Source organism: Streptomyces marinisediminis (genome assembly GCF_026262575.1).
Taxonomy (GTDB): Bacteria; Actinomycetota; Actinomycetes; order Streptomycetales; family Streptomycetaceae; genus Streptomyces; species Streptomyces marinisediminis.
Map to the genome: position 1 here is coordinate 107,614 of NZ_JAPKFL010000004.1, position 26,097 is coordinate 133,710.

Here is a 26,097-nt window from a genome sequence, read left to right on the forward strand (position 1 = left end):
GGGTTCAGACCTGCCGACCACCTGGTGGCACTCCCCCGTACCGACCTCGACTACGTGAGCACCCGTCCCCACAGACCGCGTGGCCGTACGACAGGTGTGGGTGGACCGCAGCGTCCCGCGCTTTCTCGGCATGCCTGCCCCGAAAATCACGGACTGAGCGACGGCTTACGGAGACCTGCACACGGCCAACCTCACGATCACCACCCCCTGTCTGCTCGATTGGGAGGGCTTCGGAATCGCACCTGTCGGCTACGACGCCGCCATGCTCGTGACGTGCTCCCTACTCGTCCCCGCCTTCGCGAACCGCGTCCGCGACACCTTCCCCATGCTCGAGATGGCGGACGCATCGCCCGGATCATCGTCGTCACCGAGCTACTGCAGTCGGCCTCACGGGGAGACCACCCCGAGCTCGTGCCAGCGCTCCACTTCCGGGCTGCTGAACTGGTCTGACCGGTTCTTGGGCGGGGACGGCTGTCAGGGATGGCGGCGGGTCAGCCGGCGAGGACGATGGCGTGGGGGGAGGGGGCGAGGTGGGCTCGGTAGCGGCGGATGCCCCAGGTGCGGTGCTCCAGCTCTGCCGCCACCAGCACCTCCGCCGCGTTCAGCCGGTCGGGGACGAGTTCCACGAGTGCGGCCACGGGGTGGTCGCCGACCAGCGGGAAGCCCTTGACCCGGCGGAACTCCCACTGCGGGTCCGGCTGGGACGCGCCGTGGCCGCGCACGATCCACTCGCGCCGCTCCGCGCCCGCACCCGGCGGCCTCTCCACGCCCACGTCCAGCAGGCCCGCGTTGACCGTGAAGCTCATGCCCATGCCGGAGCCGACGACCGGACGGGTGCGTTCGCCGGGGTCGATCAGCCGCGCGACGGGGCGTGCCCGGCCGTCCGGTGTGGACAGCGCCACTCCCAGGGAGGCGTGGCGGAACGCGCCTTTGCCGGCCGGTGTCTCCGGCCGGAACGAGCACACCATCACCAGTTGCCGGAACTCACGGTCGGGCATTGCCTTGACGTAGGCCGCCCACTGAGCGGGCACGCCCTCGTGGTCGGCGGGCAGCACGTCCCAGCCGAACGTGAGCCTGCCGCGCAGCGGCTCGTCGTCGGCCGGGCTGCCGAGCGTGTGCTCCGGCACGAGATCGACCTCGTGCGACCGGACCTCGCTCATGCCACGGCTCCCTTGCTCCGACCACCCCGTCCACGCAGGTAGGTGAACGCTCCCCAGTCACGGTAACGGGGATGCCGGGCACGGGTGGCGAGTTGGGCCTCGCGGTAGGCGCGCTCGGGGTCTGTGCCGTGCGCGATCCGATGGTGCATGTGGTGGTAGAAGTACGTGGTCGGCTCCGGGCGCACGGGCCACAGGCACCCGACGACGGCCTGCGCACCGGCGGTGATCAGTGCCGACGGGATGCCCCGGACGTTGTCCGCGCGGTCGAACCGGCCCAGCGCGGACTCGCACGCGGCGAGGGTGACCAGGCGGACACCGCGCAGGTCGGCCTCCAGGAAGTCGTAGGCGAAGACCCGGCCGTCGTCGTCCCGGTCCGGGGTGAGGTAGAGGCAGTGCATCCACGGCGCGTCCTGGTCCAGCGTCCCGTGTACGGCGATGTGGACCACGTCCGCCGTGGCCAGTTCGGCGAGCAACCGTTCACGCGTGGCCGCGGGCCCGGTGACGGCGTCCCCGCCGACCGCGGCGGCGACCGTCCGCGCGTGCTCCTCCAGCGCCGGTTCGGCGTTCAGCCCGTAGGGCACGCCGCCGTGGGCGGAGGCCAGCACCGCGGTGCGGCGCGGCCGGGCGGGGCCCGCGGCGGGCGTGAGGGCTTCGAGGCCGGCGATGGTGACGACCGTCCAGTCGTCGGCGATCATCCGGTCCCCGGTGCGGCACAGCGGTAGCGGCAGGTAGTGCAGCGCGCCGTGCGGCCAGGCCAGGACCCGGTCCTTGCCCTGGGCCCGCCACCTGTCCCACGGTTCGCCGCCGCCGAGGGCCACGTCGCCCGGTTGCCGCAGCAGTCGGCCGCCTTCCGGCGTCACGTCGCCGAAGAGCGGGTCACGTTCGACCTCCGTCCGGATCGCCTCGACCCGGTCCGCCACCGGGTGCCGGTCGTCGTTCCCGTCCGCGCCGTCGCCCAGGTGCACGAAGAGCTCCCGGCCCTGCCTGGTGACCGCGAGGAGCACGGCCGCGCCGCTCACAGCGGCGGGCAGGAACCAGGTCAGCAGTACGGTCCGCTCGTCCAGCAGCTCGTGCGTCTTCGCCCAGAGCCGCTGGTCGTCGATGAGCGGTGCCGAGCGGCGCCTCAGCTCGTCGTCGATGAGCGACGAGACGCGCCACCGCAGGTTCCGGGCGATCTGCTCAGCGTCGTGGCCGCCGGGGCGGCGGTCGGCGTCCAGCGCGTTCAGCAGGTGCGGCGCCGCGCCGGGGGAGGCGGCGGGCTCCTCCAGGTCGCGCAGTTTGCCGAGGAAGTGCTGGATGTGCGCGGGCAGCGCGAGCGGGCCGTCGATCCGCCACCACGCGCCCAGCTCCGGCCCCTTGCCCGCCTGGTGCAGACCGAGCATCAGTCCCAGCGGCAGGGTCTCGGATTCCGCGGTGAGCCGCCAGATCGCCGCGTGCACGAGGTCGCGCAGGACGCGGCCGAGTTCGGGCGTGCGGCTCGTGTCGAAGTTCGGCACGTCCACGATGACCGCGGACAGCGCCGCCTCGAGTTCCTCGCCACGGAGGTCGCCCACCCGCCGCGCGAACGGCACCAGGCTCGCGCGCGCCAGTTCCTCGAAGCCGAGCGAGGCGTAACCGAGTGCCGCGTACGTGTAGTAACCCCACGGGAACGGGACGGGGCTGGAGACCGGCTCGCCCGCCTGCGCCGACTGGTGGTACAGGTCCGCCGTCAGCAGCCTGGCCGCTTCGCTGCGCACGTCGCCCGCCTGCCTCAGAAGGGTCAGCCCGAGCGCCGGCTGCCGCAGGTCGCGGGCGTGGGCGGCCGTGTGCAGCAGCGCCGCCGACCGCTGCGCCGGCGTCCAGGACCGCGGGAACGGCGCCGCGAGCGGATGGCCGGGCCCCGGGCAGTCGGTGGGGTCGTCGGGCAGCACGTGGAGCCGCGCCTCGGTCAACTGCCTGCGGTGGGCGGGGCCCCAGTGGACGCCGAGCTGCTCCGCCCAGTTCAGCACGGTGCGCAGCAGCGGCCGGTCGGCGCGTTCCCGGGCCAGGTTGACGCCCTGGCTGATCACCTTCGCGGTCACGTCGCGGCCGTGGGCGGCGACGAAGTCGGCCAGGGGCGACCCGAACACCGCCCTGGGCAACCCGTCGGCCAGGTCAGGGGGAACCCCCTCCACCACCCTGAGCAGGAACAGGGCGACATCCGGATCGTCGGCGGCGGACGAGTCGAGCCACGCCGACAGCGCGGCGTCGGCGGACTCCCGGTGGACTCCCCGCTCGTCCGCGAGGATCTGCGCCAACGACGCCAGCAGCCGGGGCCTGCGCGTCCCGCCGTCCAGCTCCAGCGCGCGCACCACCAGGCGTCCCGCCTCCGCCACCAGCCGGTGGGACTCGGCCTGGAAGGGCTCCTCGTCGGTGAACCACGTCCGGTACAGGTCCGCGTCCAGCCGAGCGGACCAGACGGTACGGCCCCCGCGGGCGTAGTGGTCGGCGGCGAAGTCCTCCGCTCCCCGGGTGGCCGTGCGCAACCGGGCGGCGGCCAGCAACGCGGCGCCCGACTCGGCGGGATCGCTCACCGTGTTGATCAGCCGTGACACCACCGCGTCGGCTTCCTCGAACACCGCGCGGTCGCACCGGTCCGCCACCAGGTGGACGGCCGACTCGACGGTGCGGAGCGCCGCGTCCCGCCAGGCGGCCTCCGCCCCGCAGGCGTCGGCGACCTCGGCGACCAGCCGCCAGTAGACGTACATGAGCTCGACCAGTCCGCGGTGGTCGAGGAACTCGTCCCGGAACAGCAGTTCCACCATCGCCCGGGCGGACAGCGCGTGCTCCGCGTGTTCCGTCAGGGCTTGCCGCGTCCTCTCCAGCTCGCGCGCCCGTCGCTTCGCCTGGGGCAACGACAGGATCCGGTCGCACGCGTGAAGTGCCAGCTCCATCAGCGTGCCGACCGGGTCGACGAGGTACCTGACCGTCGGCGCGCCGTCGGCCTCGTCACGCGGTGCGTGGTCCGGCCCGCCGAAGCGCACGGGGCCCGCGCACACCATCCCCTCCCGCGTCTCGACGTCGAGCGCGCCGACCGGGTCGTCCACGGCGGGCAGCACGTGCGAGACGACCAGCATGACCGAGCCCGAGGCGGTCGCCGCCCCCCGCCAGCCCGGCGGCTCGTCCAGGCGGAGGTCGTGCGCGAAGTACGCACCGTCCGGGCTGAGGACGGACAGCACGCCTCCGTCGTCCCGCGTGACACACCACCGGTGATCGACAGGGTGGTCGAACGGCAGCTCGTTCAGCGAGCGGAGCGCCGGAAGGCCCCACCAGCCGTTCGCCCGGGTGAACAGGCTGCCTCCGGCCCCGCCGCCGGCGGTGAACGGGCTGACGCCGACCAGTCCCACCGCCAGTCCGGCATGCCGGACACCGTCCACCTCCACGATGAACGCCCACCCAGTGATGTCCCGCGACAGCCGCACTGCCGTTCCCCTCGCGCCAACCGGTGACCAACGGTGCAACCATGGCACGCGGGTTCGGCCGCTCGGCGGTGAAGTCGCGGCCGACGGCATCCGGCGACCCCGGCGCGGCCGACTCCGGGGCGGGGGCGCGGCGCCGCTGCCCGTGGACGGCGCTCCCCAGACCGAGCCCCCGCACCGGCCGCTCGACGGCGCACCGGGGGCCAGGAACTCCCCCGCGTCCGGGCGGGCTCCGCGGCGCTCGGAGCGGGGTGGGGCCTTTCCCGGACATCGCCAGCGCCCTGATGTGGTGCAACAACTCGCGTTCTCCGGGCAGTTGCGAGCTCCGGTGGGGGCGTCACACGCGCGCCACGCCTTTCGGCGCGCGCCGCGCCGTGGCCGTCGTCTCCCCCCTTCCGTCCGGAGACGGTCGTCCCGCACCGGCCGTGCCGCAGGTGAGCGAGCTTCCTCCGCGTGAAGACCGGGGTCGGGGCTTCGCGCGCGCCCTGGAGCTCCCCGTCGGGATGAGTACCCGTACTCATGCCCGCGGCGCACCGCACGGTTCATCGTGTGACGACCGACCTGGCTCAAGGTGAAGGAATCCGCGATGCCGAGTACGTCCCGCCCCCGCCGCGTGCCGCGCCTGCGCCGGCTTCTCGGGCTCGCCGCGGGGAGCCGGCTGGCCCGGGGCTATCTGGCGGTCGTCGTGGCCTCCGTGCCGGCCTCCTTCGTCTTCCCGGACAGCCCTGTCCTCCTCTTCCTGAACCCCCTGACACTCACGGCACCCCTCTCCTTCCTGAGCCTGCTTCTCCCCTTCGGCCCTGGCACGGAGGGCGGCGGGGCGGTCGAAGTGCTGGCCACCGGTTGGGCGGTGCTCTGGACCCTGCTGTGCGCGCTGGTGAACGCCGCCGTGCTCGGCGCGCTCACCGCACGGTCCGCGCCCGCCGCGTCGCGTGGCGCGCGCGAACCCCTCCCGCGCCGTTCCGCGCAGCAGGGACCGGGCCTCGTGCGTCCTGCCCACCCCCGGCTGCGGAGGGTTCGGGCCCAGTTGGCGCCCGCGGTGGACAACTGGCTCGCGCGTGGGTATCTCGCCGTGGTCGCGGCGTCGCTGGGGTTCTTCCTGAGCGTCGTGTACCTGTCGCCCGAGCCGGGGTTCGCCGGGATCTGGCCACTGATGGCCACGGCGCCGCTCAGCGTCGTCGCCTTCCTGCTGGCGTCACCCGACCTGGGGCCGTCCCTTGCCTGGTTGAACCCGCTGCTCTTCACCGCCGGCACGGCCCTGTCCGGACTGATCAACGCCGTGCTGATCGGCCGGCTCGCCCACAAGCTGCGGACGCGCGAGGCGGGCCCGGCCGCCTGAGCGAACGCCGGATCATCCGCCGGTCGGACGGCCCTCAGGAACCGTCTCCTGCGGCGAGCCCGCGGTAGCAGACGGCCGGGTCGGCCTCGGCAGCGGGCCGACCGTCCTGGCACGCGTCACGGCAGGCCACCAGGGCCCGCCCAACGCGGTGAGCGGCCTGCCACCCGTGGGGCGGCGGCTGGCGGGCGGTCGAGGGGGAACGGAGTCCAGGCCAGGGGCGGGGCTGCGCTCGGGCCGAGGTAGCCGGTCCGACGGGGCGGCCGGAAGATCCTTCGCCTATCGTGATCGCGTTGGGCTCACGCGTCGGAGGAGACTCACCATGACCCGTTCACCCGGAAACGGCGGCTTAGCGGGCCGCCTGTCCAGACGTCGCTTCGGTCAACTCGCCGCACTCGGGCTCGCCGCCGGCGCCGGTTCGGTCGCGCTCACCGCACCGGCCGCGGCGGTCGGCGCGGAAGCACGGCACTACTACCACCGTGCCCGCAGGCTGGCGGGGAGCGACCCCGTCCTCCTCGCCCTCGTCAGGGCGCTGACCCCGGACATCGACTTCCCCCGCCCGTCCGTGCCGGAGCCGCTGAAGCTCTTCGACAACCTGGCCTTCCTGAGCGCGGGCTGGGTCTCCGCCATGGCGGTGCTGACGGACGACGGGATCGTGCTCATCGACGCGCTCACCTCTCCGGCCGAGGCCGAGAGCATCCTCGTCCCCGGGCTGCGCGCGCTGGGAGCCGACCCGGAGATGATCAAGTACGTCGTCGTCACCCACGGCCACGCGGACCACTTCGGCGGCGCGCGGTTCCTCGCCGACCGCTACGGAGCACGGGTCCTGATGACGCCGGCCGACTGGGACCTCGTCGCCCGGACCCGGCCGGACAACGCCCCCGTCCGCGACCTGGAGATCGCGGACGGGCAACGGCTCTCGCTCGGCGGGACGACGATCCAACTGCACCGCACCCCCGGCCACACCCCGGGCACCGTCTCGCTGATCCTCCCGGTGCGGGCGGGCCACGAACGCCACACGGCCATGCTGTGGGGCGGCACGAACCCGCCCACCGAACTCGCGGAACTGCGCACCTACCTGGCGTCCATCCGCTCCTTCCGAAAGCGGACCCGGCAGGAGAACGTGGACGTGGAACTGTCCAACCACCCCAACGACTACGGTCTCCAACGCGCCGAGCAGCTTCGGAACCAGCCCGACGGAGTCAACCCCTTCGTGCTCGGCCGGCCGCGGACGCAGCGGTACCTGGCGGTGATGGACCTCATGCTGCGTGGGCGGATCGCCGACGCCGAAGCGGCCCAGCCCTCGGGCGGCGCCCTGCCGTAGAGAGGTCGCTCCGCAGGTTGACGGTGCGTCCCGGGACCGCGGAGAGGGCGCCTGAGAGCGCTTCCGAGGGGCCCCATCAGACCGGGCCGCAGAATGCTGCACTGGCTGGCGTTCACGCTCAGTTACTGCTTTTCCTTGGTGGCCGGAGTCGCGCTTGGAGTGTGGTTCGCCGCGCTCGTTTCCTGAGCCACTGGCCCCTCGCCGGGGCAGGGCGGGCGGGGTGTGGCGTGATCTCGTCGGTGGGGGGTGGCGCGGGGTTTGCCTCGGAGCGGGGGGTGGGCGCACGGTGGGCAGGGCCGCTTGAACGCGACTCGGGAGGTTCTCGTGACCAACCGCATCTATCAACCGCGGGCCTTCGACCTGGTCGGTGACCCGGTGCAGGTGGCCGGCGTCGGCCGGGGCTTCGAGACCGTGCTCCACTACCGCATCGGGGACGGCCACGACGAGGTGAGCGGGACGTTCCACGTCGGAGGCGGAACCGGCGAGCACGCGCAGTTCCAGCTCCAGGTCGACCTCGGGGACGCGGAGCTCCGGCAGGACCGGGTCTTCGTGCAGGTCTTCGAGCGCAGCGCCCGGGACGGCAGCGAGGTCAACAAGGTGACCGTCCCGGCGATCTACGGGCCGCGCATCGTGCCGGGGTACCTCGGGTACCGCGAGCACGAGGTCGAGAAGGGCGACACCCTGTCCGGCCTCGCCAGGACCCACTACGGCGACGCCGACCGGTACCGGCGGATCGTGCGGGCCAATCCCCAAGTGGAGGACCCCGACCGCATCTTCCCCGGCCAGATCCTGCAGATTCCCATCGGCTCCCCCTGAGAGCACGCCGTGTGCACACCCCTGAGGCCGCCGTTCGCGCCCCGCCGGGGGCGCGGACGGCGGCCTCCCGTGCGCGGCGCGGACCCCCGGCGACGCCCGGCAGAGGCGGCCGGGAACGGCCGTGAAGGCCGGTGCGGCCGCGAGTCGGCGGGCACGGCCGGAGGAGGGCGGGAGCGGGCGACACGGGTGGGCGCGAGCAGCACCGCCGGGCGCGAACACCCCCGCCGCGAAGCGGCGGCGGCACGGGCGGCACGGGCGGCACGGGCGGGAATTCGGCGGGCACGGCTGGGGGCCGGTGAGCAGCGCTGTGCCCGGCCGGGAGCCGCTGGCCACCGCCGGGCGCGGTCGGGAGCCGGTGGGCGCCGCTGGTGTGGTCGGAGCCGGCGGAAGCGGCCGGGGGCCGAGGGGTGAACAGTTGCTGACCGGTTGTCAACGCCTGTTCTCCGGCGGTGGTTTCGGTCCTAGGTTGGCCCTCCCACTGCTCGTTGACGGGGGAGGCGGTCGTGGGGGGTTTTCCGTGGGAGGTCCTGCTGGCGGTGCTCGGTGTGGTCGTGCCGATCTTCGCCGCGCTGTACGAGTTCGTGGTGGTGGGGCGGAAGCGGCTCGGCTACCGGGTGCAGATGGACACCACCGCGACGGACGAGGTGCACTCGCAGTACGCGGACGCGTTGCAGGAGCTGCGGCAGGCGGACGGCCGGTCGCTGGTGGACCCGTCCTTCGTGCTGCTGCGCGTGGAGAACAACGGGGCCACGCACATCGACACCAGCGACTACGCGGTGCTGGACGACGACAAGGTCGGGGTCCGCGTGCGCTTCCCGGGGCGCCGGGTGGCCGGGATGGTCGTCACGGAGCTGAGTGACGCCTTCCTGCGGCACTCCTTCGGTCCGGAGTCGGGGCTCAGCGTGCGGGACGGTGTGATCGAGCTGCCGAAGGTGCCGCTGAACCGGTCGGCGCACTACAAGGTGCTGGCGGTGCTGGAGCGGCTGCCGGAGGAGCCGGTGCCGCCGGACGGGGAGTTCCGCGCGCCGGAGGTCGTCGGCGGGATCAAGGGCGGCGTCGGCAACGGCGGCGTGCAGGAGACGCGAAGTCAGACCGGCACGTCCAAGCAGGCCGTGGCGCTGGTGGGCTTCCTGGTGCTCGTCGTCCTGGGCCAGTTCGCCGTCTCCCTCGGGCGCGAGGGGCAGGGGGCGCCGCTGGACTGCGCGGAGGGGCGCCTCACCCTCGTCGGCTCCACCGCCTTCTCGCCGGTGCTGGAGGACGCGTCCGCGGCGTACGCGGGCACCTGCCCGGGCGCCGCCTTCACCCTGCGGACGCGGGGCAGCACCGAGGGCCTGCGCGCCCTGGAGAGCGCGGGCCGGGAGGCGGAGGGAAAGCCTCCGGCCATGCTGGCGTTCAGCGACGGGGCCAAGGGGGAGGGCCACCCGGCGCTGCTGCCGCGTCCCATCGCGTTCTCCTTGTTCACGCTGGTCGTCAACGAGGACGCGGGCGTGCGCGACCTGTCCCCGGAGCAGATACGGCGGCTGTACGCCGGCGAGGTGGGCAGTTGGTCGGAGTTCGGGGGCGCGGACGTGCCGGTGCGGCTGGTGGGCCGGTACTCCGACTCCGGCACCCGCAGAACCTTCGAGCAGCAGGTCCTTCAGGGCCGCCGGGAGCCGGGCGACACCTCGGACGACTGCCGCGAGCCCGCGCCCGGGGCGCCGCGGGGCGTCATCCGGTGCGCTCGCGGCTCCACGGGCGAGGTGCTGGACGCCGTCGCGCGGACGCCGGGCGCCCTGGGCTACAGCGAGGCCGGGGCGGCGGAGGCACACGAGGGCGTGCTGCCGGTGCGCATCGACGGCCACGCGGCCACGCTGGAGAACGCCGACCACGGGGCGTACCCGTTCTGGGAGACGGAGTACGCCTACACCTACGGCGAGCCGGCCGCGGACTCGCCCGCGGCGAGCTTCCTGCGCTACCTGACGAACGAGGTCGGCCGCGACGTGATCCGCGCGCACGGCCACCGCCCCTGCGCGGAGCTGCGCAACCCGGTGCTGTGCCGTCCGACGTGAGCCACCCCGCCGGGACGGCGCCGACACCCGGCCGAAGCGTCGCCGACGCCGGCCGAAGCGGCGGCGCCGACGCCCGGCCGCACCGGCGCGGCCCCGGGGCGTCCGACGTGAGCCACCCCGCCGGCGCGGCACCCCGGGTCAGGCCCAGCGCGCCAGCATGCGGGCGACGGCGTCCACGGCGTGCCCGGCGCGCTCGGGGTCGTCGCGCACGCCGCGGCTGAGTTCCAGGTGCACGAAGGGCACCCCGTGCTCGGCCGCGGTGCGCCCCTGCCGGTTCGTGCGCCCCTCCAGCTCGCACCGGCTCGCCCAGGCGCGGCAGACGTCCAGGCCCCGTTCGCGCAGGGCGTCGGCGAGCGCGCGGGCGTCGGGCAGGGCGTCGTCGCCCCGGCCGGTGGAGACCACGGCGTCCTCGCCCGGCACGGAGTCGTCGGCGAAGCCGTGGAGCTGCACGCCGGGCAGGCCGCGCCGGACGAGTTCGCGGCACACGGCGTGGAAGACCGTGTCGCGCCGGTGTGCGGCGTCGGCCTCGCCGTCCCGGCCGGCGTCGCGGTGGGTTCCGGCGAGGACGAGGACTCCGCCCGGCCGGGACCGCAGGACGTCGACGCCGAGGTCCTCGGTGGCCACGTCGGCCACGGGGTGGGGCACCTGTACCGACCAGTGGACGGCCGCGCCGAGGTCCACGTAGACCCGGCCCCAGCCCCGGGTCGCCTCGCCCCCGTCGGCCGCGTCGGCCACCTCGGCCGTGCGGCGCCCGGTGGCGGAGTCGGTGAAGGTGCGGACGGTGAAGTCGACGTCGGCCAGGCGGCGGGCCGCGCCGTCGAGGTCGCCGTCGAGGACGTGGCCGACGCCGTCGGCCACGGCGTCCCGCTCCGCACGGGCGGGCCCCCGGTAGCCGTCGCGCGCGGTCATGCCGGAGGTGAAGCCCCCGACCCGCTCGGCGAGGTCGGCGCGGGGTCCCGCGGCGCTGCGGCCGGGCCCGCTCCCCCGGTCCGCGGTGCCGGACTGGCAACCTGTGAGAGTTGCCACAAAGGTCACCAGGACGGCCACCACCAGCGCTGTTGTCGGGATCGTTACCTTCGCTGTCCGGGGCGCACTCATGTTCGTAGGAAGATACCCCGGTGAACAGAAGTACCCGTGCCACCCGACTCGCCCGTGCCGCCGCCTGCGCCCTGCTGGCGGTTCCCGTCGCCGGCTGCGGCCTCGTCGGCTCCGACGAGGCGGGCGCGAGCGGGGAGGCGGAGCCGACGTTCACCGTCGCGGCGGGCGGGGACATCCTCCTCCACACCCAGCTCGTCGAGCAGGCCCACCAGGACGCCGGCGGCCAGGGATACGACTTCTCCGAGATCATGGCAGGCATCGAGCCCGTCATCAGCGAGGCCGACCTCGGCATCTGCCACCTGGAGCCGGTCCTGGGCGAGCCGTCCGGCCCCTTCCAGACCTATCCGGACTTCCTCGTGCCGCCGCAGGTCGCCACCACGATCAAGGACATCGGCTACGACACCTGCTCGACGGCCTCCAACCACACGCTCGACCACGGCCCGGAAGGCGTGCACCGCACGCTGGACGTGCTGGACGAGGCGGGGGTGCGGCACACCGGGTCCGCCCGTGACCAGGAGGAGGCGGACACCCCGCTCGTCATGGACGTCAACGGCGTGCAGGTGGCGCAGCTCTCGTTCGCCTTCGGGTTCAACGGTCGCGAGGTGCCGGAGGACCAGCCGTGGCTGGCCAACGAGACGTCGTTCGACGCGATCGCGGCGGCCGAGGAGGCCGCGCGCGCGGCCGGTGCCGAGGTGGTGCTGCTCAGCATCCACTGGGGGCGCGAGCACCAGCCGGGTCCGAGCAGGTCGCAGCTCAAGCTCGGGCGGCGCATCGCGCAGGACACCGGCATCGACCTGGTCATCGGCCACCACGCGCACGTCGTGCAGCCGATGGAGAAGGTGGACGGCACGTGGATCGCCTACGGGCTGGGGAACCAGCTCGCGCGGCACGACGTGCCCACCGGGCTGACCGAGGAGGGTGCCATCGGCTGGTTCGAGTTCACCCGCGCGGGTGACGGCTGGGCCGTCGAGGCCCGCTACGTGCCCACTCTGGTGGACATCCCGCCGGACCCGGAGGCGGGCGCGGCCGGGCTGGCCGGTGACGAGGCGGCGGAGCTGCCGCCGGGCCCCACCGACCACCGGCTCGTGGACGTCGTCGACCAGCTCGCCGACGGTGAGGGGCTGACGGCCGAGCAGCGTGCCCGTTACCTGCTGGCCTACGAGCGCACCCTGGGCACGATGCTCAACCGCGGCGCCGCGCGCGACGGGCTGGGACCGCTGAAGGAGCTGCCCGCCGGATGAGGCGCGGCCCCACGGCGGCTCGCGGGCGTGGCCCCGCCAGGGGCTGCTCAAACCCTTTGACGCCTCGTCGTGTCCGAACTGTTACTCGTGCGGGGCACAACCATTCGACGCCCAGCGCCGTCTAGGCAGCGGAGCCCACGCGGCACGCCCCGCCCCGGGGCATTCCCGCACGTCCACACATCTGAGCAGGAGAGGAGCGCCCTGGTGGCCGCTTCGCAGTCGAGGCGACGACAGAAGGCCCGCCGGCGGGCCGACATGTCGTTGCTGGGCGGTATCCGACCGCCCATCGCCGCGTTGTCGGCGCTGCTCCTCTCGCTCGTCGCGGTGACCGCACTGTCCCTGGGCAGCGTCTCCCAGGGGAAGATGTCCGACGCCGTCCTCACCTCGCAGCAGCACTTCGCCGAGGACGGCGCCATCGCGCTGCGGGCCTCGCTGGACGAGAGCGTCACGGACCTCACCCGCGCCGCCGCCCTGTTCAGCTCCTCCGCCGAGCCGGCGGCGCCCGACGCCGTGCTGGACAAGATCGGCAGTGTCTACCAGAAGTGGCGCGGCACGGCGATCATCGAGATCCGCTCCGGCAAGCTGCTGGCCGCGCGGGGCGAGAACCTGCCGCTGACGGTCATCGACCGCGGCAAGCTGTCCGAGGAGAACGGGCTCAGCCCGCGCATGGTGCGGCTGGCCAACGGCGAGACGCGGCTGCTGAGCTTCGCCCTGCTGTCCTGGGACGGCGAGCCGCAGCAGTTGCTCGTCGCCTCCAGCAGCCTGCGCTTCCCCGGCATCAGCCTGGGCCAGTTCCGTTCCATCGCCGTCATCGACTCCACCGGCGAGGTGCTCAGCAGCGACGGCATCCCCGAGCCCGAACAGGTGCTCACCGACCTGCAGCGCGAGCAGGTCAAGGAGCAGAACCGGCAGCTCGCCGAGTTCGCGCGGGAGGCGTCGGCCCGGGCCGAGCGGCATCCGCTGACCACGAAGGAGCCCGGCTCCGGCGGCTTCCCCGGCGTGAGCGGCAGCCTGCTGGGCGACACCTACCGCGGCGAGCAGGCGGCGGCCGGGTACGCGGCCCTGGCGGCGCCGCAGCCCGGCGAGGGGACCTCCGCGACGAGCCTGGGCCTGACCGTGGTGGCCATGGTCAACGTCGGGATCGACCCGACCCGCACCACCGAGCCCCTGGCCGGGCTGGCCGCCGCCGGCGCGCTGCTGCTGATCGGCGCGCTGGCGGTCGGCGTCCTGCTGTCCACCGTGCAGCGCCCGATCCTGCGCATGTTCCTGGAGAGCCGCCGCCTGGTGCGCGGGGACCTGCGGCGGCCGGTGCGCGTGCCGACCTACGGGGAGGCCGCCCGCATCGGCGCGGCCCTGGAACGGCTGCGCCAGCAGCTCCTGGACGACGGCGAGCAGCGGCCCCCCGCGCCGCGCCGCCCCCGCGGCCGGCTGCGCCGCGTCGGCACCCGCGGCGTCCTCATCGCCTGCGGCGCCCTGCTCGCCGCCTGGGCCGCGCCCATCACGCTGCTGCTCAACCAGGCCGACACCACCGCCGTCATCCCCCAGCAGCTCGTCGACGACCAGCGGGAGCGGACCGACACCCTCACCGACCGGGTGCGCCGGGCGTTCAACGAGGGCCACGCCGACCTCATCTCCGTGGCCACCCTCATCGGCGACGAGACCTCGCGCGAGGACATGACGACGGTGCTGGAGCGCACGGCCACCGAACACCTGCGCTACGCCTCCCTGTACGTCCTGGGCGCCGACGGGACGGTGCTGGCCGAAGCCGGCGACGCGCCCCGGCACCCGGCGGGCGAGGGGCCGGGCACCACGCCGGTCACGGTGCTCAACGACAGCGGGAAGGAACCGGTCATCGTCGGCTACGCCGAGATCCCCGGCCGCGAGGGGGCCGCGGTCGTCGGCGAGTTCCGCGTCGACTTCCTCAACTCGCTGCTCAAGCGCCCCGGGCTCGGTGAGATCCGGGTGGTGGACGCCGAGCGCCGCGTCGTCGGCGGCAACACCGGCTACCTGGCCTTCGAGTCGCTGCCGACGGAGCGGCTGGACGCGCTGGTGGAGGGCACGGCGCAGCAGGTGGGCATGAGCCCGCGGCCCAGCGGCGTGCTGTACCGGGACGGCTCCGGCTCGCAGATCGCCGCCGCGGCCCCGTTCGTCGGCGGCGGCGCCGCCGGTGACCTCGGGTGGACGGTGGTGAGCTGGCAGCCGGCGGACGTGCTGGCCATCCCCGAGTACAAGCTGGAGAACCGCACCGTGCTGGCCGGGCTCCTCGTGCTCACCGCGACCGTGGCCTGCCTGGGCTGGCTGCACATCATCGTGGGCCGGCCGCTGCGGGAGCTGGCCCGGCAGGCCGAGCGGCTCGCCGAGGGCGACCGCCGCACGGTCCTCTACCCCCGCCACCACGACGAGGTGGGCGCCGTCACGCGCAGCCTGGAGCTGCTCCGGCAGCAGCTACACGAGCGAAACCGCCGGGCGGACGCCGTCCCGGCCGGAGGGAACTGATCGGCCGTGCTCTTCCTCTATTCCGTCCTGGTGATCGCCTGCGCGATCCTGCTGGTGGCCGGGGTGCTCGAACAGCGGCGCCACTTCACCAACCTGGAGCTCATCCCGTCCCGCGTGCTGGTCAACGGCATCCGCGGCAAGAGCTCCATCACCCGGCTGTGCGCGGGCGCGCTGCGCGGCGGGAGCCTGGTGACCGTCGCGAAGACGACGGGGACCGCCGCGCGGTTCATCCACCCGGACGCCACCGAGGAGCCGGTCTACCGGAAGTTCGGCATCGCCAACGTCGTCGAACAGGTGGGCATCGTGCGGCGGGCTGCCGCCTACCAGCCGGACGCGCTGGTGATCGAGTGCATGGCCGTCATGCCCGCGCTCCAGGAGATCAACCAGAGCAAGCTCATCCGCTCGACGATCGGCGTGCTGTGCAACGTCCGTGAGGACCACCTGGAGGAGATGGGCCCCACCCTGGACGACGTCGCGCGCTCGCTGTCCCGGTCGATGCCGGAGGACGGGATCTGCGTGACGGCGGAGAAGGAGCGCTTCGCCATCCTCCAGGAAGAGGCCGACGCCCGGAACTGCCGGCTCGTCTACGCCGACCCGGAGACGGTCACCGACGAGGAGCTGCGCGGCTTCAGTTGGTTCACCTTCAAGGAGAACGTCGCGATCGCGCTGACCGTCGCCGAACTGCTGGGCGTGGAGCGGCAGACGGCGCTGCAGGGCATGTACGACGCGCCGCCGGACCCGGGTGTGCTCTCCGTGGAGCGCTACCGCACGCCCGAGGGCCAGCGGCTGCGGTTCGCCAACGTCTTCGCCGCGAACGACCCCGAGTCGACGCTGATGAACATCAACCAGCTCCTGGACCTCGGAGCGATCCGCCGGCCCCTGCACGTGCTCATCAACTGCCGCCCGGACCGGGTGGAGCGCAACGGGCAGATGGGCGAGATCATCCCCGACCTGGAGCCGGACTCGGTGTTCCTCATCGGGCACCCCACCAAGAGCGCGCTGGACGCCATACCCGCCGCGTGGCGCGAGCGCGCCGTCGACCTCGGCGGTGACCGGCGGTCCCCCGAGGAGCTCATGGCCGGGATCTTCGCGAAGCTGGGCCCGGAGGCGTCGCTGGTCGCCATCGGCAACATCCACGGGCAGGGCGAGGTGCTCCTCGAACACCTCGCGGAACTCCCGGCGGACGACACGGCGGACGACGCCGTGACCGGCCCCGCGGACGACACGGCGGCGGGCGCGGCGGGCGCGGCGGGTCCGATGGGCCACGCGGTCGACGACACGGCGCCGCAGCCGCGGGTGGCCGTCCCGGCGCACGCGCACCACGGGAACGTGGAAGCCGACGGCGCGCCCTACGGGGCCCACGGGGGCGGCCCCGCCCACCACCACGAGCCGTACGCGCCGTACCTGGACCCGTACGCGCCCTACCCCGAGGCCTACGAGGCGCGCTACCAGCCCTACCCCCTGCCGGACCCGCACGGTGACCCGTCGGCGCACGGAGGGCCGGCCGCACACCACGGTTACGAACCGCAGGAGCCGTACCAGGCGCAGGGCGCGCACGAGCCGCGGTTCCCCCACGAGCCCCAGCACCCGCACGAGCCGCAGCACCCGCACGAGCCGCAGTTCCCGCACGAGCCGCGGCACCCGCAGCTCCCGCCGGCGGCGCACACGCAGGAGCACGAGCCGCAGCACCCGTACCAGCCGCACGACCCGGGCGCCCAGGACGAGGCGCCACACCACCACAGCCCGCACCCCGATTCGTGGCACCGCCCAGGAGAACCCCGTTGATCCCCGCCGTCCTCACCCCCGAGATCGCCGCCATCGGCATCGCGCTCGGGCTGCTGTTCTCGCTGGTCTGCTACCTGACGACCAACCTCTCCCCCGGTGGCATGATCACCCCCGGCTGGCTGGCGCTGACGCTGGTGGAGGACCTCCAGCACGCGTCCATGGTGGTCGGCGTGACCGTTCTCACCTACGTCTGCACGCTGCTCGTCCAGCGGCACGTGATCCTCTACGGCAAGCGGCTGTTCGCCGCCGTCGTCCTGATCGGCGTGGTGCTCCAGGGCACGCTGACCATCGTCCTGCAGCGCGAGTTCCCCCTCATGTACTCCAACCAGACCCTCGGCTTCATCGTGCCGGGGCTCATCGCCTACCAGCTCGTGCGCCAGCCCAAGGGGGCCACGATCCTCGCCACCGGCTCCGTGACGCTCATGACGTACGTCGTCCTGACCGCCGGAATCCTGCTCGGTTTCATGCCCACGTCCTAAGAGCCACGTCGCACGCGACCACCCGCCGACCCAGACCGGGAGCTGACAGATCCGATGAGTGCCACGACCAAGCGCAAGTCCCGGCCCGTCCTGCACGCGGCCACGGTCCTCGCCCTGCTCGGGGCCAGCGGGTACCTCACCGTCGCCCTGCGCGCCGACGAGCAGGCGAAGGTGCCCGCGGTCGCCGCCGTCACGGACACCCCGAACCTGAAGAACGCGGGGGTGGGCCAGGACACCGGGGAACGGACCTGGGAGCGGCTGAAGAACCCGGACCGCAGCGTGCTGCGCAGCGAGGACGGCCGGGTCCTGGCCACCTTCACCGACGGCTCCCGCACGGCCACCCTCACCGGCCCGAGCCGCACCTTCACCGAGCCGACCTCCACCCAGTCCCGCGTGGTGACCGAGAACTGGGTGCGGCTGATGCCCGAGCACTGGCGCAAGGGGGCGGAGAAGGAGAAGTGGTTCAAGGACTGGTTCGGCGAGTACTTCGGCAGCGAGGAGGACGACCTCTTCGCCATCGCCTTCCAGTACGTCGAGGGCGCCCCGGTCAAGAAGGACGACGAGGGGCTGGCCTACGCCGGCGACGCCGACTTCGGGCCGCTGAACCCCGAGGGCGAGGAGGGCGCGGACCTGCGCCTGGAGCAGTCGGACTTCTACGACTACCTCGGCATCCCCTACACCTTCCGCGACGGCACCACGCTCCAGCCCGAGGCGGCGCGCCACCGCGCGATGGACTGCTCGGGGTACATCCGCGCCGTCTTCGGCTACCGCGCCCGCTACCCGCTGGCGCCCTCCGACGAGACGGGCGACGGCCTGCCGCGCACCGCGAACGGCATGGCCCGCTCCGACCTGGGCACGGACGTCATCGAGCTGGGCGGTAAGGCCCCGAGCTACGAGCGCCCCGCCAACATCGACGTCCTGCAACCCGGTGACCTGGTGTTCTTCTGGCTGGACGAGCGCACCGAGTCGCGGCTGGACCACGTCGGGATCTACCTGGGCCACGACACCGACGGCCACAAGGTGTTCATTTCCAGCCGCGAGGAGGTCAACGGCCCGACGATCGGGGACAAGGGCGGCACGTCCCGGCTGGACGGCAACGGCTACTACGCCACGGCCTTCCGCAGTGCCAAGCGCCTGTAGCGGGGTGTCGCGCGGCGTAGTGCCGGGCGGTGGGGTGGCCGGATCTGGTCGGTGGGTGTCCGGGTCGGCTCCTAGCATGGCCGCATGGCAGCACTCGACAGCGACTCCCCCGACGTCGTCGCGGACGTCCCCGGCCAGGTGACCGGTCAGGCGCCCGGCGGCGTACCCGACGGCGCGCCCGGCGGCGCACCGGCCGACCTCTTCGGCGACGGCCCGCCGGACGAGCCGGAGGAGGCGTACGGCGAGATGTACGGCGAGATGCCCGACGAGGTGTTCGACGGGGCGTTCGACGACCTCCCGGCCGACCCCGGCGGCGGGGCGGCGGGCGCCCCCGCCGGGGCGGCGGACTCCCTCTTCGACGCCGCCGGGCCGGGCGGTGCGCCGGGGGCCCGGGGCGGTGACGCGCTGAGCGTGCTGCGCCGCGTCTTCGGCTACGACGCGTTCCGCGGGGAGCAGCAGGAGATCATCGAGCACGTCGTCGCCGGTGGCGACGCGCTGGTGCTGATGCCCACCGGCGGCGGCAAGTCGCTGTGCTACCAGATCCCGGCGCTGGTGCGGGACGGCGTCGGCGTGGTCGTCTCCCCCCTCATCGCGCTCATGCAGGACCAGGTGGACGCCCTGCGCGCGCTCGGCGTGCGGGCGGGCTTCCTGAACTCCACGCAGGACTTCGAGGAGCGCCGGCTGGTGGAGGCGGAGTTCCTGGCCGGGGAGCTCGACCTGCTCTACCTCGCGCCCGAGCGGCTGCGCAGCGAGGCGACGCTGGCCCTGCTGGAGCGCGGCACGGTCTCGGTGTTCGCGATCGACGAGGCGCACTGCGTGGCCCAGTGGGGCCACGACTTCCGCCCGGACTACCTCACGCTCTCCCAGCTCCACGAGCGCTGGCCCGAGGTGCCGCGCATCGCGCTGACGGCCACGGCGACGCAGGCCACGCGCACCGAGATCGCCACCCGGCTGAAGCTCCAGGACGCCCGGCACTTCGTCGCCAGCTTCGACCGGCCGAACATCCAGTACCGCATCGTGCCCAAGGGCGAGCCGAAGAAGCAGCTCCTGACGCTGCTGCGCACCGAGCACGCCGGGGAGGCGGGCATCGTCTACTGCCTGTCGCGGGCCTCGGTGGAGAAGACGGCCGAGTACCTGACGCGGCACGGGGTGGAGGCGGTGCCGTACCACGCGATGCTCGACGCCCGGGTGCGCGCGGAGCACCAGGCCCGCTTCCTGCGCGAAGACGGCCTCGTGGTGGTGGCGACGATCGCGTTCGGCATGGGCATCGACAAACCCGACGTGCGCTTCGTCGCCCACCTGGACCTGCCGAAGTCGGTGGAGGGCTACTACCAGGAGACGGGCCGCGCGGGCCGGGACGGGCTGCCCTCCACGGCGTGGCTCGCCTACGGCCTCCAGGACGTGGTGCAGCAGCGCAAGATGATCGGCGGGGGCCAGGGGGACGCCGCGCACCAGCGCCGCCAGGGAGCCCAGCTCGACGCCATGCTGGCGCTGTGCGAGACGGTCGAGTGCCGCCGGGTGCGCCTGCTCGCCTACTTCGGCCAGGAGTCCGGCCCGTGCGGCAACTGCGACACCTGCCTGTCGCCGCCGGAGACCTGGGACGGCACGGTCGCGGCGCAGAAGGCGCTCTCGACGGTGGTGCGGCTGAAGCGGGAGCGCAACCAGAAGTTCGGCGCGGGGCAGATCATCGACATCCTGCTCGGCCGGAAGACGGCGAAGGTGATCCAGTTCGACCACGACGCCCTCAGCGTCTTCGGTGTCGGCGAGGAGCTGACGGAGGCGCAGTGGCGGTCGGTCGTGCGCCAGCTGGTCGCGCAGGGCCTGCTGGAAGTCGAGGGCGAGTACAGCACCCTCGTGCTGTCCGAGGCCAGCGCCGAGGTGCTCGGCGGCGGGCGCCGGGTCACCCTGCGCCGCGACCCGGCCCGGGCGAAGGCGGCCCGGCCGGCGAGGGAGACGGCGGGCAGGCAGCGGGCGGCCGCCGCGGAACTGCCGGCCGAGGCGGCCCCGGTCTTCGAGGAGCTGCGCGCCTGGCGGGCGGCGACGGCCAGGGAACAGGGCGTCCCGGCGTACGTCATCTTCCACGACGCCACGCTGCGCGAGATCGCCGCCCGGGCCCCGGGCACGCTGGCGGAGCTGGGCGAGGTCAGCGGGGTGGGCGAGAGCAAGCTGGCCAAGTACGGCGAACGCATCCTGGAACTCCTCACCGCGCGGTAAACCGGGTGCGCCGCCGGGCCGGCGTCCCTAGCCTGTGCCGCATGGTGGCGACAGAGCTGGTCGAGGGTGTCCCGGTGCTGACGCTCCCCGCCGAGGGGGAGCCGATCCGCGGGGAGGGCGACGTGCTCGACCTCATCGGCGACGCGGGGTACCAGGGCGCCGAGTGGGTCGTCGTGCCCGTCGAGCGGCTGGACGCGGCGTTCTTCCGGCTGCGCACGCGCGTGGCGGGCGACATCGTCCAGAAGTTCGTCACCTACCGCATGGGCCTGGTGGTGCTCGGGGACGTCTCCCGGCACACCCGGGACAGCCCGGCGCTGCGGGACTTCGTCCGCGAGTGCGACCGCGGGGGTCACACGTGGTTCGTGACCGACGCCGCCGAGCTGCGGGACCGGCTGGCCCGCCGGGGCCCGGGGCGGCGCTAACCGGCTGTCCGGCGCGTCCATGCGCCGCAGGGCGGCGATGGCCCGTTCCCTCGTCGCCGCTGCCCGCTCGCGGGCAGCGGCGATGATGTGCTGGGAGTCGTCAGCCCGCATCGGCGGCCTCCTGCGGCCCGTCGGCTTCGAGTTCGGTGATCATCCGGTCGAGGTTGACCACGACCTGCTCGTTCATCTCGGCCACCCGCTGGTGGCCGCAGCCCTTGGCGTTGCCCAGCCGATACGCCCCCGGCGACCACACACGGTGAACCGCGACGACGCTCCCTCACTCAGGGGACGAAAGGCCCAGCTCACGCAGACGGGGCAAACACGCTGCGAGGCATTGCCGGCGGCCCCCAGGGGAGCGCCGGGAGCGGTTCGGGGGCGGTTTCCCCTGGGGCCAGCCGGAGTACGGCAGAAACGCGCTGACCTTCCCTCCCCCGGTGGTCAGGGTTTGCGGGCGAGGTAGCCGTGCTGGTCCAGGGGTGGGCCGTCGGCGTGCCAGCGGGTGATGGGGCCGATTCCGGGGGGCAGGATCTCCAGCCCCGCGGCGGTCGCGGCGAGCTGTTCGGGTGTGCGGGCGGTGTAGGGGGCGGCGCCGGTGGCGGTGTAGGCGGCCTCGCCCTGGGGGGTGCCCGCGCCGGTGACGGTGTCGCACACCGCCAGGTAGGAGCCCGGGGCCAGGCGCTGGGTGTAGGCGCTGACCAGGCTGGCGCTCGCCGCGGGGTCCAGGTGCCCCAGGACGGACAGGAACAGCAGCGCGACGGGCTGGTCCAGGTCCAGGGTGCGGGCGGCTTCGCGCAGGACGGTGGCGTGGTCGCTCATGTCGGCGTCCACGTAGGCGGTCGCGCCCTGGGGGGTGCTGCTGGTGAGGCGGGCGCGGGCGTGGGCGAGGATGCGCGGGTCGTTGTCGACGTAGACGATCCGCGCGTTTGGGGCGGCGCGCTGGGCGATCTCGTGGGTGTTGTCGTCGGTGGGCAGGCCGGTGCCCACGTCCAGGAACTGCCGGACGCCGGCCTGGGTGGCCAGGTGGTGCACCACCCGGGCGAGGAAGGCGCGGGAGGCGCGCGCGAGGTCGGCGACGGCCGGGTAGTGGGCGAGCACGTGCTCGGCCAGATGCACATCGGCCGCCGAGCCGTCCTTGCCTCCCTGGAGCACGTTCCAGAATCCGGCGCTGGAGGGGGTGCCGGGCTGGATGTCGCCGTAGTCGTCGCTCATCTCGTTACCTCCGCGGTGCGGGTGGTGGGGGCAGGGGGGTCTGTGGCGGGGGAGCGGTCAGCGCGGCGTGGTCCATGGCGGCCTGGTAGGTGCGCACCGTGTCCACGTCGGCGGTGATGGTGGTCGTCTCCGGCCGCAGCCCGCGCAGCAGCAGGCGGTCGGCCAGCGCCGGGTGGGCCAGGCGCATCAGGTCCGCGGGGCCGGACGCGGCGAGCTGGTGCACCGGCCCGCCGGCGGGCAGGACCTGGAGGGTGATGTGGCGGCGCTCGGCGATGATCTGCTCCAGGCGCTCGCGCTGGGCGGCCATTACCGCCCGGTCGCCGACCGTGCGGTGCACCGCGGCTTCGTCCACCAGCGCCCACAGCCGCAGCGGCCGGGCCCGGTCGAAGGCGTGCCGCTGCCGGGCGGCCAGGAGCTCCGCGCGCCGCTCGATGCGCTCGGGGCTCTCGCCGGGGTGGCGCAGACGCAGCAGCGCGCGGGCGTAGCTGGGGGTGCGCAGCAGGTCGGGCAGGACACCGGGGGCGTAGCAGCGGATGTAGGTGGCGTTGTCCTCCAGGTCGATCGCGCCGGTCAGGTGGTCGGGGAGCACGTCGCGGTACTCGTGCCACCACCCCGGAGCGTTCGCCCGCTCCAGCCCGGCCAGGATGGCGCGGGCCTGGGCCTGCGGGGTGCGGTAGATCCGCAGCAGGTGCGCCACGGTCGCCGGGCGCAGGCCCGTGGCCGCCCGCTCCACCCGCAGCACCGTGTCGCGGTGCGCGCCGAGCTCGGCGGCCGCCGCCTCCAGCGTCAGCCCCGCCGCCTGCCGCCGCGCCCGCAGGTCTGCCGCGATCACACGCTGGGCCACCGTCGGACCGGACCGCGGACGAGACATGCTGCTCCACTTCTTTCCCGGGGGAGGGCGAGGGGGCCACCGGCGCTGCACGGCATCCTCCCACCCCCGCCCGGGGACCGGCACCCCGTGCGCGCCCGCGCGTCCGCACATTCTGCGACGTTGCATAGTGCCGTGGGCGGGGTGATAGTGGACAGCGGGGCCGCCCCCGGCGACCCGCGACCGCACCCGGCTCCGCCCGCCTACGAGCCCCGACCGGCAGCCGCCACCCGGCTCCCGGCCCCGGAGGATCCGATGTACCTCTCCCTGCCCTCAGACCCCGCCCGTCTCGCGCTCGCCCGCCGCGCGGTGCGCACCGAGATGACCCGCCAGCGCTGCCTGCCCAGCCAGATCGCCGCCGCCCAGCTCGTCGTCACCGAGCTCGTCGCCAACGTCATCCGGCACAGCACCGCGCAGTCCTACGAGCTGGGCGTGCACCGCACGGGCACCACCCCCGGAGCGATCACCGTCAGCGTCGCCACCACCGGCACACCCCCGCCGCCGGCCTGCGTGCCCGCGCAACCGCCGACCGGGGACGTGCCCGACGGCGGCTGGGGCCTGGAAATCGTCGACGCCCTGGCCCACCGCTGGGGCGTGGCCAGCGGCCCGGTGGGCCGTCACACCACCTGGGTCGTCCTGGCCCCCACCGGCGCCCCGGTGCCCCGCCGCCGCACCCCCTGCACCGACGCCGTCCCCTGCCCCGACCCCGCCTGAGACCACACGGCCCCGGCCAGCGCCCGCGCCACCACGCGAGGCGGCGAACGGGCGGCGGCGGGAGAGCCGGGGCGCGGCGGCCGTCTTCGTGGGCCTCTGTCCGCGGCCGGCCGGCGGCGCTCTGCGCCTGCTGGGCGACCCGGACGCGCCGGAGCTGGACGAGGATGACGACGGGGGCGAGCCGGATCAACCGTGGCCGACCAGGGCGGTGATGAGCTTGCGGGCCCTGGTTTTGGTCAGCCGCTTCGCGGCCGTCGCGCAGCGCTGCCGGGGAGCACGCGGAGCGATGTCGCTGCCCTTGATCGCCTTGGCGTATTCGGCGTCGAACCGTTCCTTGCCGACCCTCTCCGCGAGCGTGGTCAGGTACCTCACCTGCGCCTCGGTGGCCGGCTTGGTCTTCGCCTGCTTCCGCCGCTCCTGCGCAGGGGCGTAGATCTGCTCGTAGTGCTCCTTGCGGGCCGCCTCCGACTCCGGGCTGCGGCAGGTGACGTGCACGGACTCGTACCAGGTCTGGGTGCCGGGCTTGCCGGTCACTGCCTCCCAGAGGGCGGCGGCGTTGATAGCCGGCCCGGCCGGGGCCGCGGTCGGTGGGGGTGCGGACTTCGCGTTCGGCACGGAGCTGGGGGATGAGCATGAAGCGGGGCGTGTGGTACTTCCTGGCTACTTTGCCGCCGCGGGTGCGGCAGGTGCTTCCGGCGGGCGCTTCACAGGTGGGGCAGTCGAACTATTCGACTGCGGCGGCCGGTTCGGCGAGTGCTGAAATGTCTCAGAACCTATCGCGGAGGGCATTTGTGCGAACGCTGTTTTGCGAGAGGTGAGAACGAAGACCAGGGGCAAATCGGAAACGCTTCAGCGGTGCTCGCAGTTTCTCACGGAAAGTGTGTCCCGTGACCTTCTGTTACAGCTGGGTACTCGTGTGCGAGAGCGGGGAAGCGTGGAAGAGCCCGCCCTCATGGCCCGAGGGCGGGCTCGGTGTTCCGTCGAGGTGAGTCAGCTGCCGAGGTGTCCGTTGCGGACGCCGTCGATGAAGCGTGCGAACGCGTCGGCGGGGATGACCATGGCGGGGCCAGCTGGGTTCTTGGAGTCGTGCAGGCCGATGCCGTGGTGGGCCGTGTGGGTCAGGTCGGCGACCATGATGCAGGCGTTGCCGCTGCCGCTGGCCTTCGCCTTGAACCAGGCGTGGGCGGGGGCGAGGTCGGATGCGGTGAGGTAGTGGGCATGAGGGGTCATGTCATGATCTCTCGCGATAGTTGGTGCAGGAACCCCCGCGTGTCCTCCGGCGGGAGCGCGGAGGCACGCAGGGCATCGAAGGACCGGGCGAACCGCCCGACCTCGCGCGGCTTGTCCGTGACTGAGACGGCGCCCCACGCGGTGTCTGTCTGGACCGTCGGCGGCAGTCCCTCCCCCAGGTCCAGGAGCATGAAGTCGTGGGAGGCGCGGAAGCCCGTCGAGCGGTGCGGCAGGATCTGCACCGTGACGTGGTCCAGGGCCGCCAGTTTCATCACCTCGTCGTACTGGTCGCGCATCACCTCCGGGCCGCCCAGGACCCAGCGCAGCGCGCCCTCGCCGAGGATCACCCACAGCCGCGGCGTCCCGTCTCCGCTCAGCAGCGCTTCCTTGCGCTTCATGCGCAGGGCGACGTGCTTGTCCACGAACTCGCTGGTGGTCTCTTCCACGGGTTTGGCGACCTCGTGGACGGCGCGGGCGTAACGCTCGGTCTGCAGCAGGCCGAGTATGAGTGAGGGGTGCCAGGCGCGGATGGAGGTGGCGGTGGACTCGATGCCGACGAAGCGCTGCATGCCCGAGGGCATGACGTCCTTGTACTCGGTCCACCAGTCCTGGCTGGCGGCCTCCCGCTGGATCTCCAGCAGGGATTCCACCGCTTCGTCGTCGGTGACGCCGTAGCGCCCCAGCAGCTTGCGCAGCTCGCCGGCCTGGCGGAAGGACATCAGGCCCTTCTCCACCCGCTGGAGCTTGGTCTCGGAGAACGGCATGCCCCGGGCGGCGTCCTCGATCGTGAGCCCGGAAGCGGTGCGCAGATGCCGCAGATGCGCGCCCAGCTCGATGCGGCGCGCTGTCGGCCTGGATCTGGCCATGTGCTGGCCTCCTCGGTGTTTCTGATCGGCGCTCGCGGCGATATGCGCGGCTGTGGCGGCGCAACTGCCCGCCACAGCAACGCGGATGCATCATCAGGCATGTGCCAATTCCGGGGCAAGCGCTGAATTTCTGCCGATGCGCTTGCCGCTGCACTCTGCCACACGCCACCGTGAGAGAGCCCTTCAGCTCCACCCCCGCGAAGCCGCTGCGGCC

At 73.6% G+C, this 26,097-nt stretch carries 21 protein-coding genes and 1 pseudogene; 12 read left to right on the plus strand and 10 right to left on the minus strand.

What is annotated here, in order from left to right; genetic code table 11:
* Nucleotides 1-491: 491 nt before the first annotated feature.
* A complete protein-coding gene (locus OSB71_RS04750) occupies nt 492-1,160 on the minus strand; it encodes a hypothetical protein (RefSeq protein WP_265944507.1) in 669 nt (222 codons plus the stop codon).
* On the minus strand, nt 1,157-4,600 hold the full coding sequence (locus tag OSB71_RS04755) for a CHAT domain-containing protein (RefSeq protein WP_265944509.1): 3,444 nt from the start codon (nt 4,598-4,600) through the stop codon (nt 1,157-1,159). The genes OSB71_RS04750 and OSB71_RS04755 overlap by 4 nt, the downstream gene beginning before the upstream one ends.
* Nucleotides 4,601-5,183: 583 nt before the next feature.
* On the opposite strand from OSB71_RS04755, the gene OSB71_RS04760 reads away from it, so the two are divergent.
* From OSB71_RS04760 to OSB71_RS04775, 4 genes are all read left to right on the plus strand, one after another.
* The gene (locus OSB71_RS04760) at nt 5,184-5,936 is read left to right on the plus strand and encodes an SCO4225 family membrane protein (RefSeq protein WP_265944511.1); all 753 of its coding nucleotides are present in this window, start codon (nt 5,184-5,186) and stop codon (nt 5,934-5,936) included.
* 319 nt (nt 5,937-6,255) lie between these two features.
* Nucleotides 6,256-7,257 (plus strand): MBL fold metallo-hydrolase, encoded by a 1,002-nt coding sequence (locus OSB71_RS04765; protein WP_265944513.1) that lies wholly within the window; start codon nt 6,256-6,258, stop codon nt 7,255-7,257.
* 324 nt (nt 7,258-7,581) lie between these two features.
* Entirely contained in the window at nt 7,582-8,073 is a 492-nt protein-coding gene (locus OSB71_RS04770) for a Gmad2 immunoglobulin-like domain-containing protein (protein WP_265944515.1), read from the plus strand.
* A gap of 503 nt (nt 8,074-8,576) precedes the next feature.
* Nucleotides 8,577-10,121: a PstS family phosphate ABC transporter substrate-binding protein gene (locus OSB71_RS04775; RefSeq protein WP_265944517.1), complete on the plus strand. Its 1,545-nt coding sequence runs from the start codon at nt 8,577-8,579 to the stop codon at nt 10,119-10,121.
* Between the two features lie 138 nt (nt 10,122-10,259).
* Here the strand turns inward: OSB71_RS04775 and OSB71_RS04780 are convergent, their stop codons facing one another.
* Nucleotides 10,260-11,030 carry a hypothetical protein gene (locus tag OSB71_RS04780; RefSeq protein WP_265944519.1) on the minus strand — a complete coding sequence of 257 codons (771 nt, stop codon included), beginning with the start codon at nt 11,028-11,030 and terminating at the stop codon, nt 10,260-10,262.
* Between the two features lie 209 nt (nt 11,031-11,239).
* Here OSB71_RS04780 and OSB71_RS04785 point away from each other — a divergent pair, with 209 nt between their 5' ends.
* The 7 genes from OSB71_RS04785 (at nt 11,240) to OSB71_RS04815 (ending at nt 20,996) form a co-directional block, all read left to right on the plus strand.
* Nucleotides 11,240-12,460, plus strand: coding sequence for a CapA family protein (locus OSB71_RS04785; protein WP_265944522.1), 1,221 nt, complete (start codon nt 11,240-11,242; stop codon nt 12,458-12,460).
* Between the two features lie 255 nt (nt 12,461-12,715).
* A complete protein-coding gene (locus tag OSB71_RS04790; protein WP_265944779.1) occupies nt 12,716-14,956 on the plus strand; it encodes a HAMP domain-containing protein in 2,241 nt (746 codons plus the stop codon).
* A 6-nt stretch (nt 14,957-14,962) separates the two neighbouring features.
* Nucleotides 14,963-16,741, plus strand: coding sequence for a poly-gamma-glutamate synthase PgsB (gene pgsB, locus OSB71_RS04795; protein WP_265944524.1), 1,779 nt, complete (start codon nt 14,963-14,965; stop codon nt 16,739-16,741).
* Nucleotides 16,738-17,220 (plus strand): poly-gamma-glutamate biosynthesis protein PgsC/CapC, encoded by a 483-nt coding sequence (locus OSB71_RS04800; RefSeq protein WP_265944526.1) that lies wholly within the window; start codon nt 16,738-16,740, stop codon nt 17,218-17,220. The genes pgsB and OSB71_RS04800 overlap by 4 nt, the downstream gene beginning before the upstream one ends.
* A gap of 54 nt (nt 17,221-17,274) precedes the next feature.
* Nucleotides 17,275-18,360: a C40 family peptidase gene (locus OSB71_RS04805; RefSeq protein ID WP_265944528.1), complete on the plus strand. Its 1,086-nt coding sequence runs from the start codon at nt 17,275-17,277 to the stop codon at nt 18,358-18,360.
* 84 nt (nt 18,361-18,444) lie between these two features.
* Nucleotides 18,445-20,574: a DNA helicase RecQ gene (gene recQ / locus OSB71_RS04810; protein WP_265944530.1), complete on the plus strand. Its 2,130-nt coding sequence runs from the start codon at nt 18,445-18,447 to the stop codon at nt 20,572-20,574.
* Nucleotides 20,575-20,615: 41 nt separating this feature from the next.
* Nucleotides 20,616-20,996 carry a DUF4180 domain-containing protein gene (locus OSB71_RS04815; RefSeq protein WP_265944533.1) on the plus strand — a complete coding sequence of 127 codons (381 nt, stop codon included), beginning with the start codon at nt 20,616-20,618 and terminating at the stop codon, nt 20,994-20,996.
* Between the two features lie 100 nt (nt 20,997-21,096).
* On the opposite strand, the gene OSB71_RS04820 is transcribed toward OSB71_RS04815, so the two are convergent.
* The 3 genes from OSB71_RS04820 to OSB71_RS04830 form a co-directional block, all read right to left on the minus strand.
* Nucleotides 21,097-21,249, minus strand: a complete 153-nt coding sequence (locus OSB71_RS04820; RefSeq protein WP_265944535.1) for a hypothetical protein — start codon at nt 21,247-21,249, stop codon at nt 21,097-21,099.
* Between the two features lie 185 nt (nt 21,250-21,434).
* Nucleotides 21,435-22,205 carry an SAM-dependent methyltransferase gene (locus OSB71_RS04825; RefSeq protein ID WP_265944537.1) on the minus strand — a complete coding sequence of 257 codons (771 nt, stop codon included), beginning with the start codon at nt 22,203-22,205 and terminating at the stop codon, nt 21,435-21,437.
* 4 nt (nt 22,206-22,209) lie between these two features.
* The gene (locus OSB71_RS04830; protein ID WP_265944539.1) at nt 22,210-23,037 is read right to left on the minus strand and encodes a DUF5753 domain-containing protein; all 828 of its coding nucleotides are present in this window, start codon (nt 23,035-23,037) and stop codon (nt 22,210-22,212) included.
* A 171-nt stretch (nt 23,038-23,208) separates the two neighbouring features.
* Here OSB71_RS04830 and OSB71_RS04835 point away from each other — a divergent pair, with 171 nt between their 5' ends.
* Entirely contained in the window at nt 23,209-23,787 is a 579-nt protein-coding gene (locus tag OSB71_RS04835) for an ATP-binding protein (RefSeq protein WP_265944541.1), read from the plus strand.
* Between the two features lie 186 nt (nt 23,788-23,973).
* On the opposite strand, the gene OSB71_RS04840 is transcribed toward OSB71_RS04835, so the two are convergent.
* From OSB71_RS04840 to OSB71_RS04850, 4 genes and pseudogenes are all read right to left on the minus strand, one after another.
* Nucleotides 23,974-24,321, minus strand: a complete 348-nt coding sequence (locus OSB71_RS04840; protein WP_265944543.1) for a hypothetical protein — start codon at nt 24,319-24,321, stop codon at nt 23,974-23,976.
* Between the two features lie 67 nt (nt 24,322-24,388).
* A pseudogene (locus tag OSB71_RS24705) lies at nt 24,389-24,496 on the minus strand (zinc finger domain-containing protein); the annotation flags it as partial.
* A gap of 281 nt (nt 24,497-24,777) precedes the next feature.
* On the minus strand, nt 24,778-25,017 hold the full coding sequence (locus OSB71_RS04845) for a DUF397 domain-containing protein (RefSeq protein ID WP_265944545.1): 240 nt from the start codon (nt 25,015-25,017) through the stop codon (nt 24,778-24,780).
* A complete protein-coding gene (locus OSB71_RS04850) occupies nt 25,014-25,883 on the minus strand; it encodes a helix-turn-helix domain-containing protein (RefSeq protein ID WP_265944547.1) in 870 nt (289 codons plus the stop codon). The genes OSB71_RS04845 and OSB71_RS04850 overlap by 4 nt, the downstream gene beginning before the upstream one ends.
* Nucleotides 25,884-26,097 lie beyond the last annotated feature (214 nt).

Bases quoted from the DNA above. Each gene is read 5' to 3' on its own strand.
- OSB71_RS04750 (WP_265944507.1), bottom strand. From the start codon at position 1,160: ATGAGCGAGGTCCGGTCGCACGAGGTCGATCTCGTGCCGGAGCACACG.
- OSB71_RS04760 (WP_265944511.1), top strand. From the start codon at position 5,184: ATGCCGAGTACGTCCCGCCCCCGCCGCGTGCCGCGCCTGCGCCGGCTT.
- OSB71_RS04765 (WP_265944513.1), top strand. From the start codon at position 6,256: ATGACCCGTTCACCCGGAAACGGCGGCTTAGCGGGCCGCCTGTCCAGA.
- OSB71_RS04780 (WP_265944519.1), bottom strand. From the start codon at position 11,030: ATGACCGCGCGCGACGGCTACCGGGGGCCCGCCCGTGCGGAGCGGGAC.
- OSB71_RS04790 (WP_265944779.1), top strand. From the start codon at position 12,716: ATGTCGTTGCTGGGCGGTATCCGACCGCCCATCGCCGCGTTGTCGGCG.
- OSB71_RS04805 (WP_265944528.1), top strand. From the start codon at position 17,275: ATGAGTGCCACGACCAAGCGCAAGTCCCGGCCCGTCCTGCACGCGGCC.
- recQ (WP_265944530.1), top strand. From the start codon at position 18,445: ATGGCAGCACTCGACAGCGACTCCCCCGACGTCGTCGCGGACGTCCCC.
- OSB71_RS04815 (WP_265944533.1), top strand. From the start codon at position 20,616: ATGGTGGCGACAGAGCTGGTCGAGGGTGTCCCGGTGCTGACGCTCCCC.
- OSB71_RS04825 (WP_265944537.1), bottom strand. From the start codon at position 22,205: ATGAGCGACGACTACGGCGACATCCAGCCCGGCACCCCCTCCAGCGCC.
- OSB71_RS04845 (WP_265944545.1), bottom strand. From the start codon at position 25,017: ATGACCCCTCATGCCCACTACCTCACCGCATCCGACCTCGCCCCCGCC.
- OSB71_RS04850 (WP_265944547.1), bottom strand. From the start codon at position 25,883: ATGGCCAGATCCAGGCCGACAGCGCGCCGCATCGAGCTGGGCGCGCAT.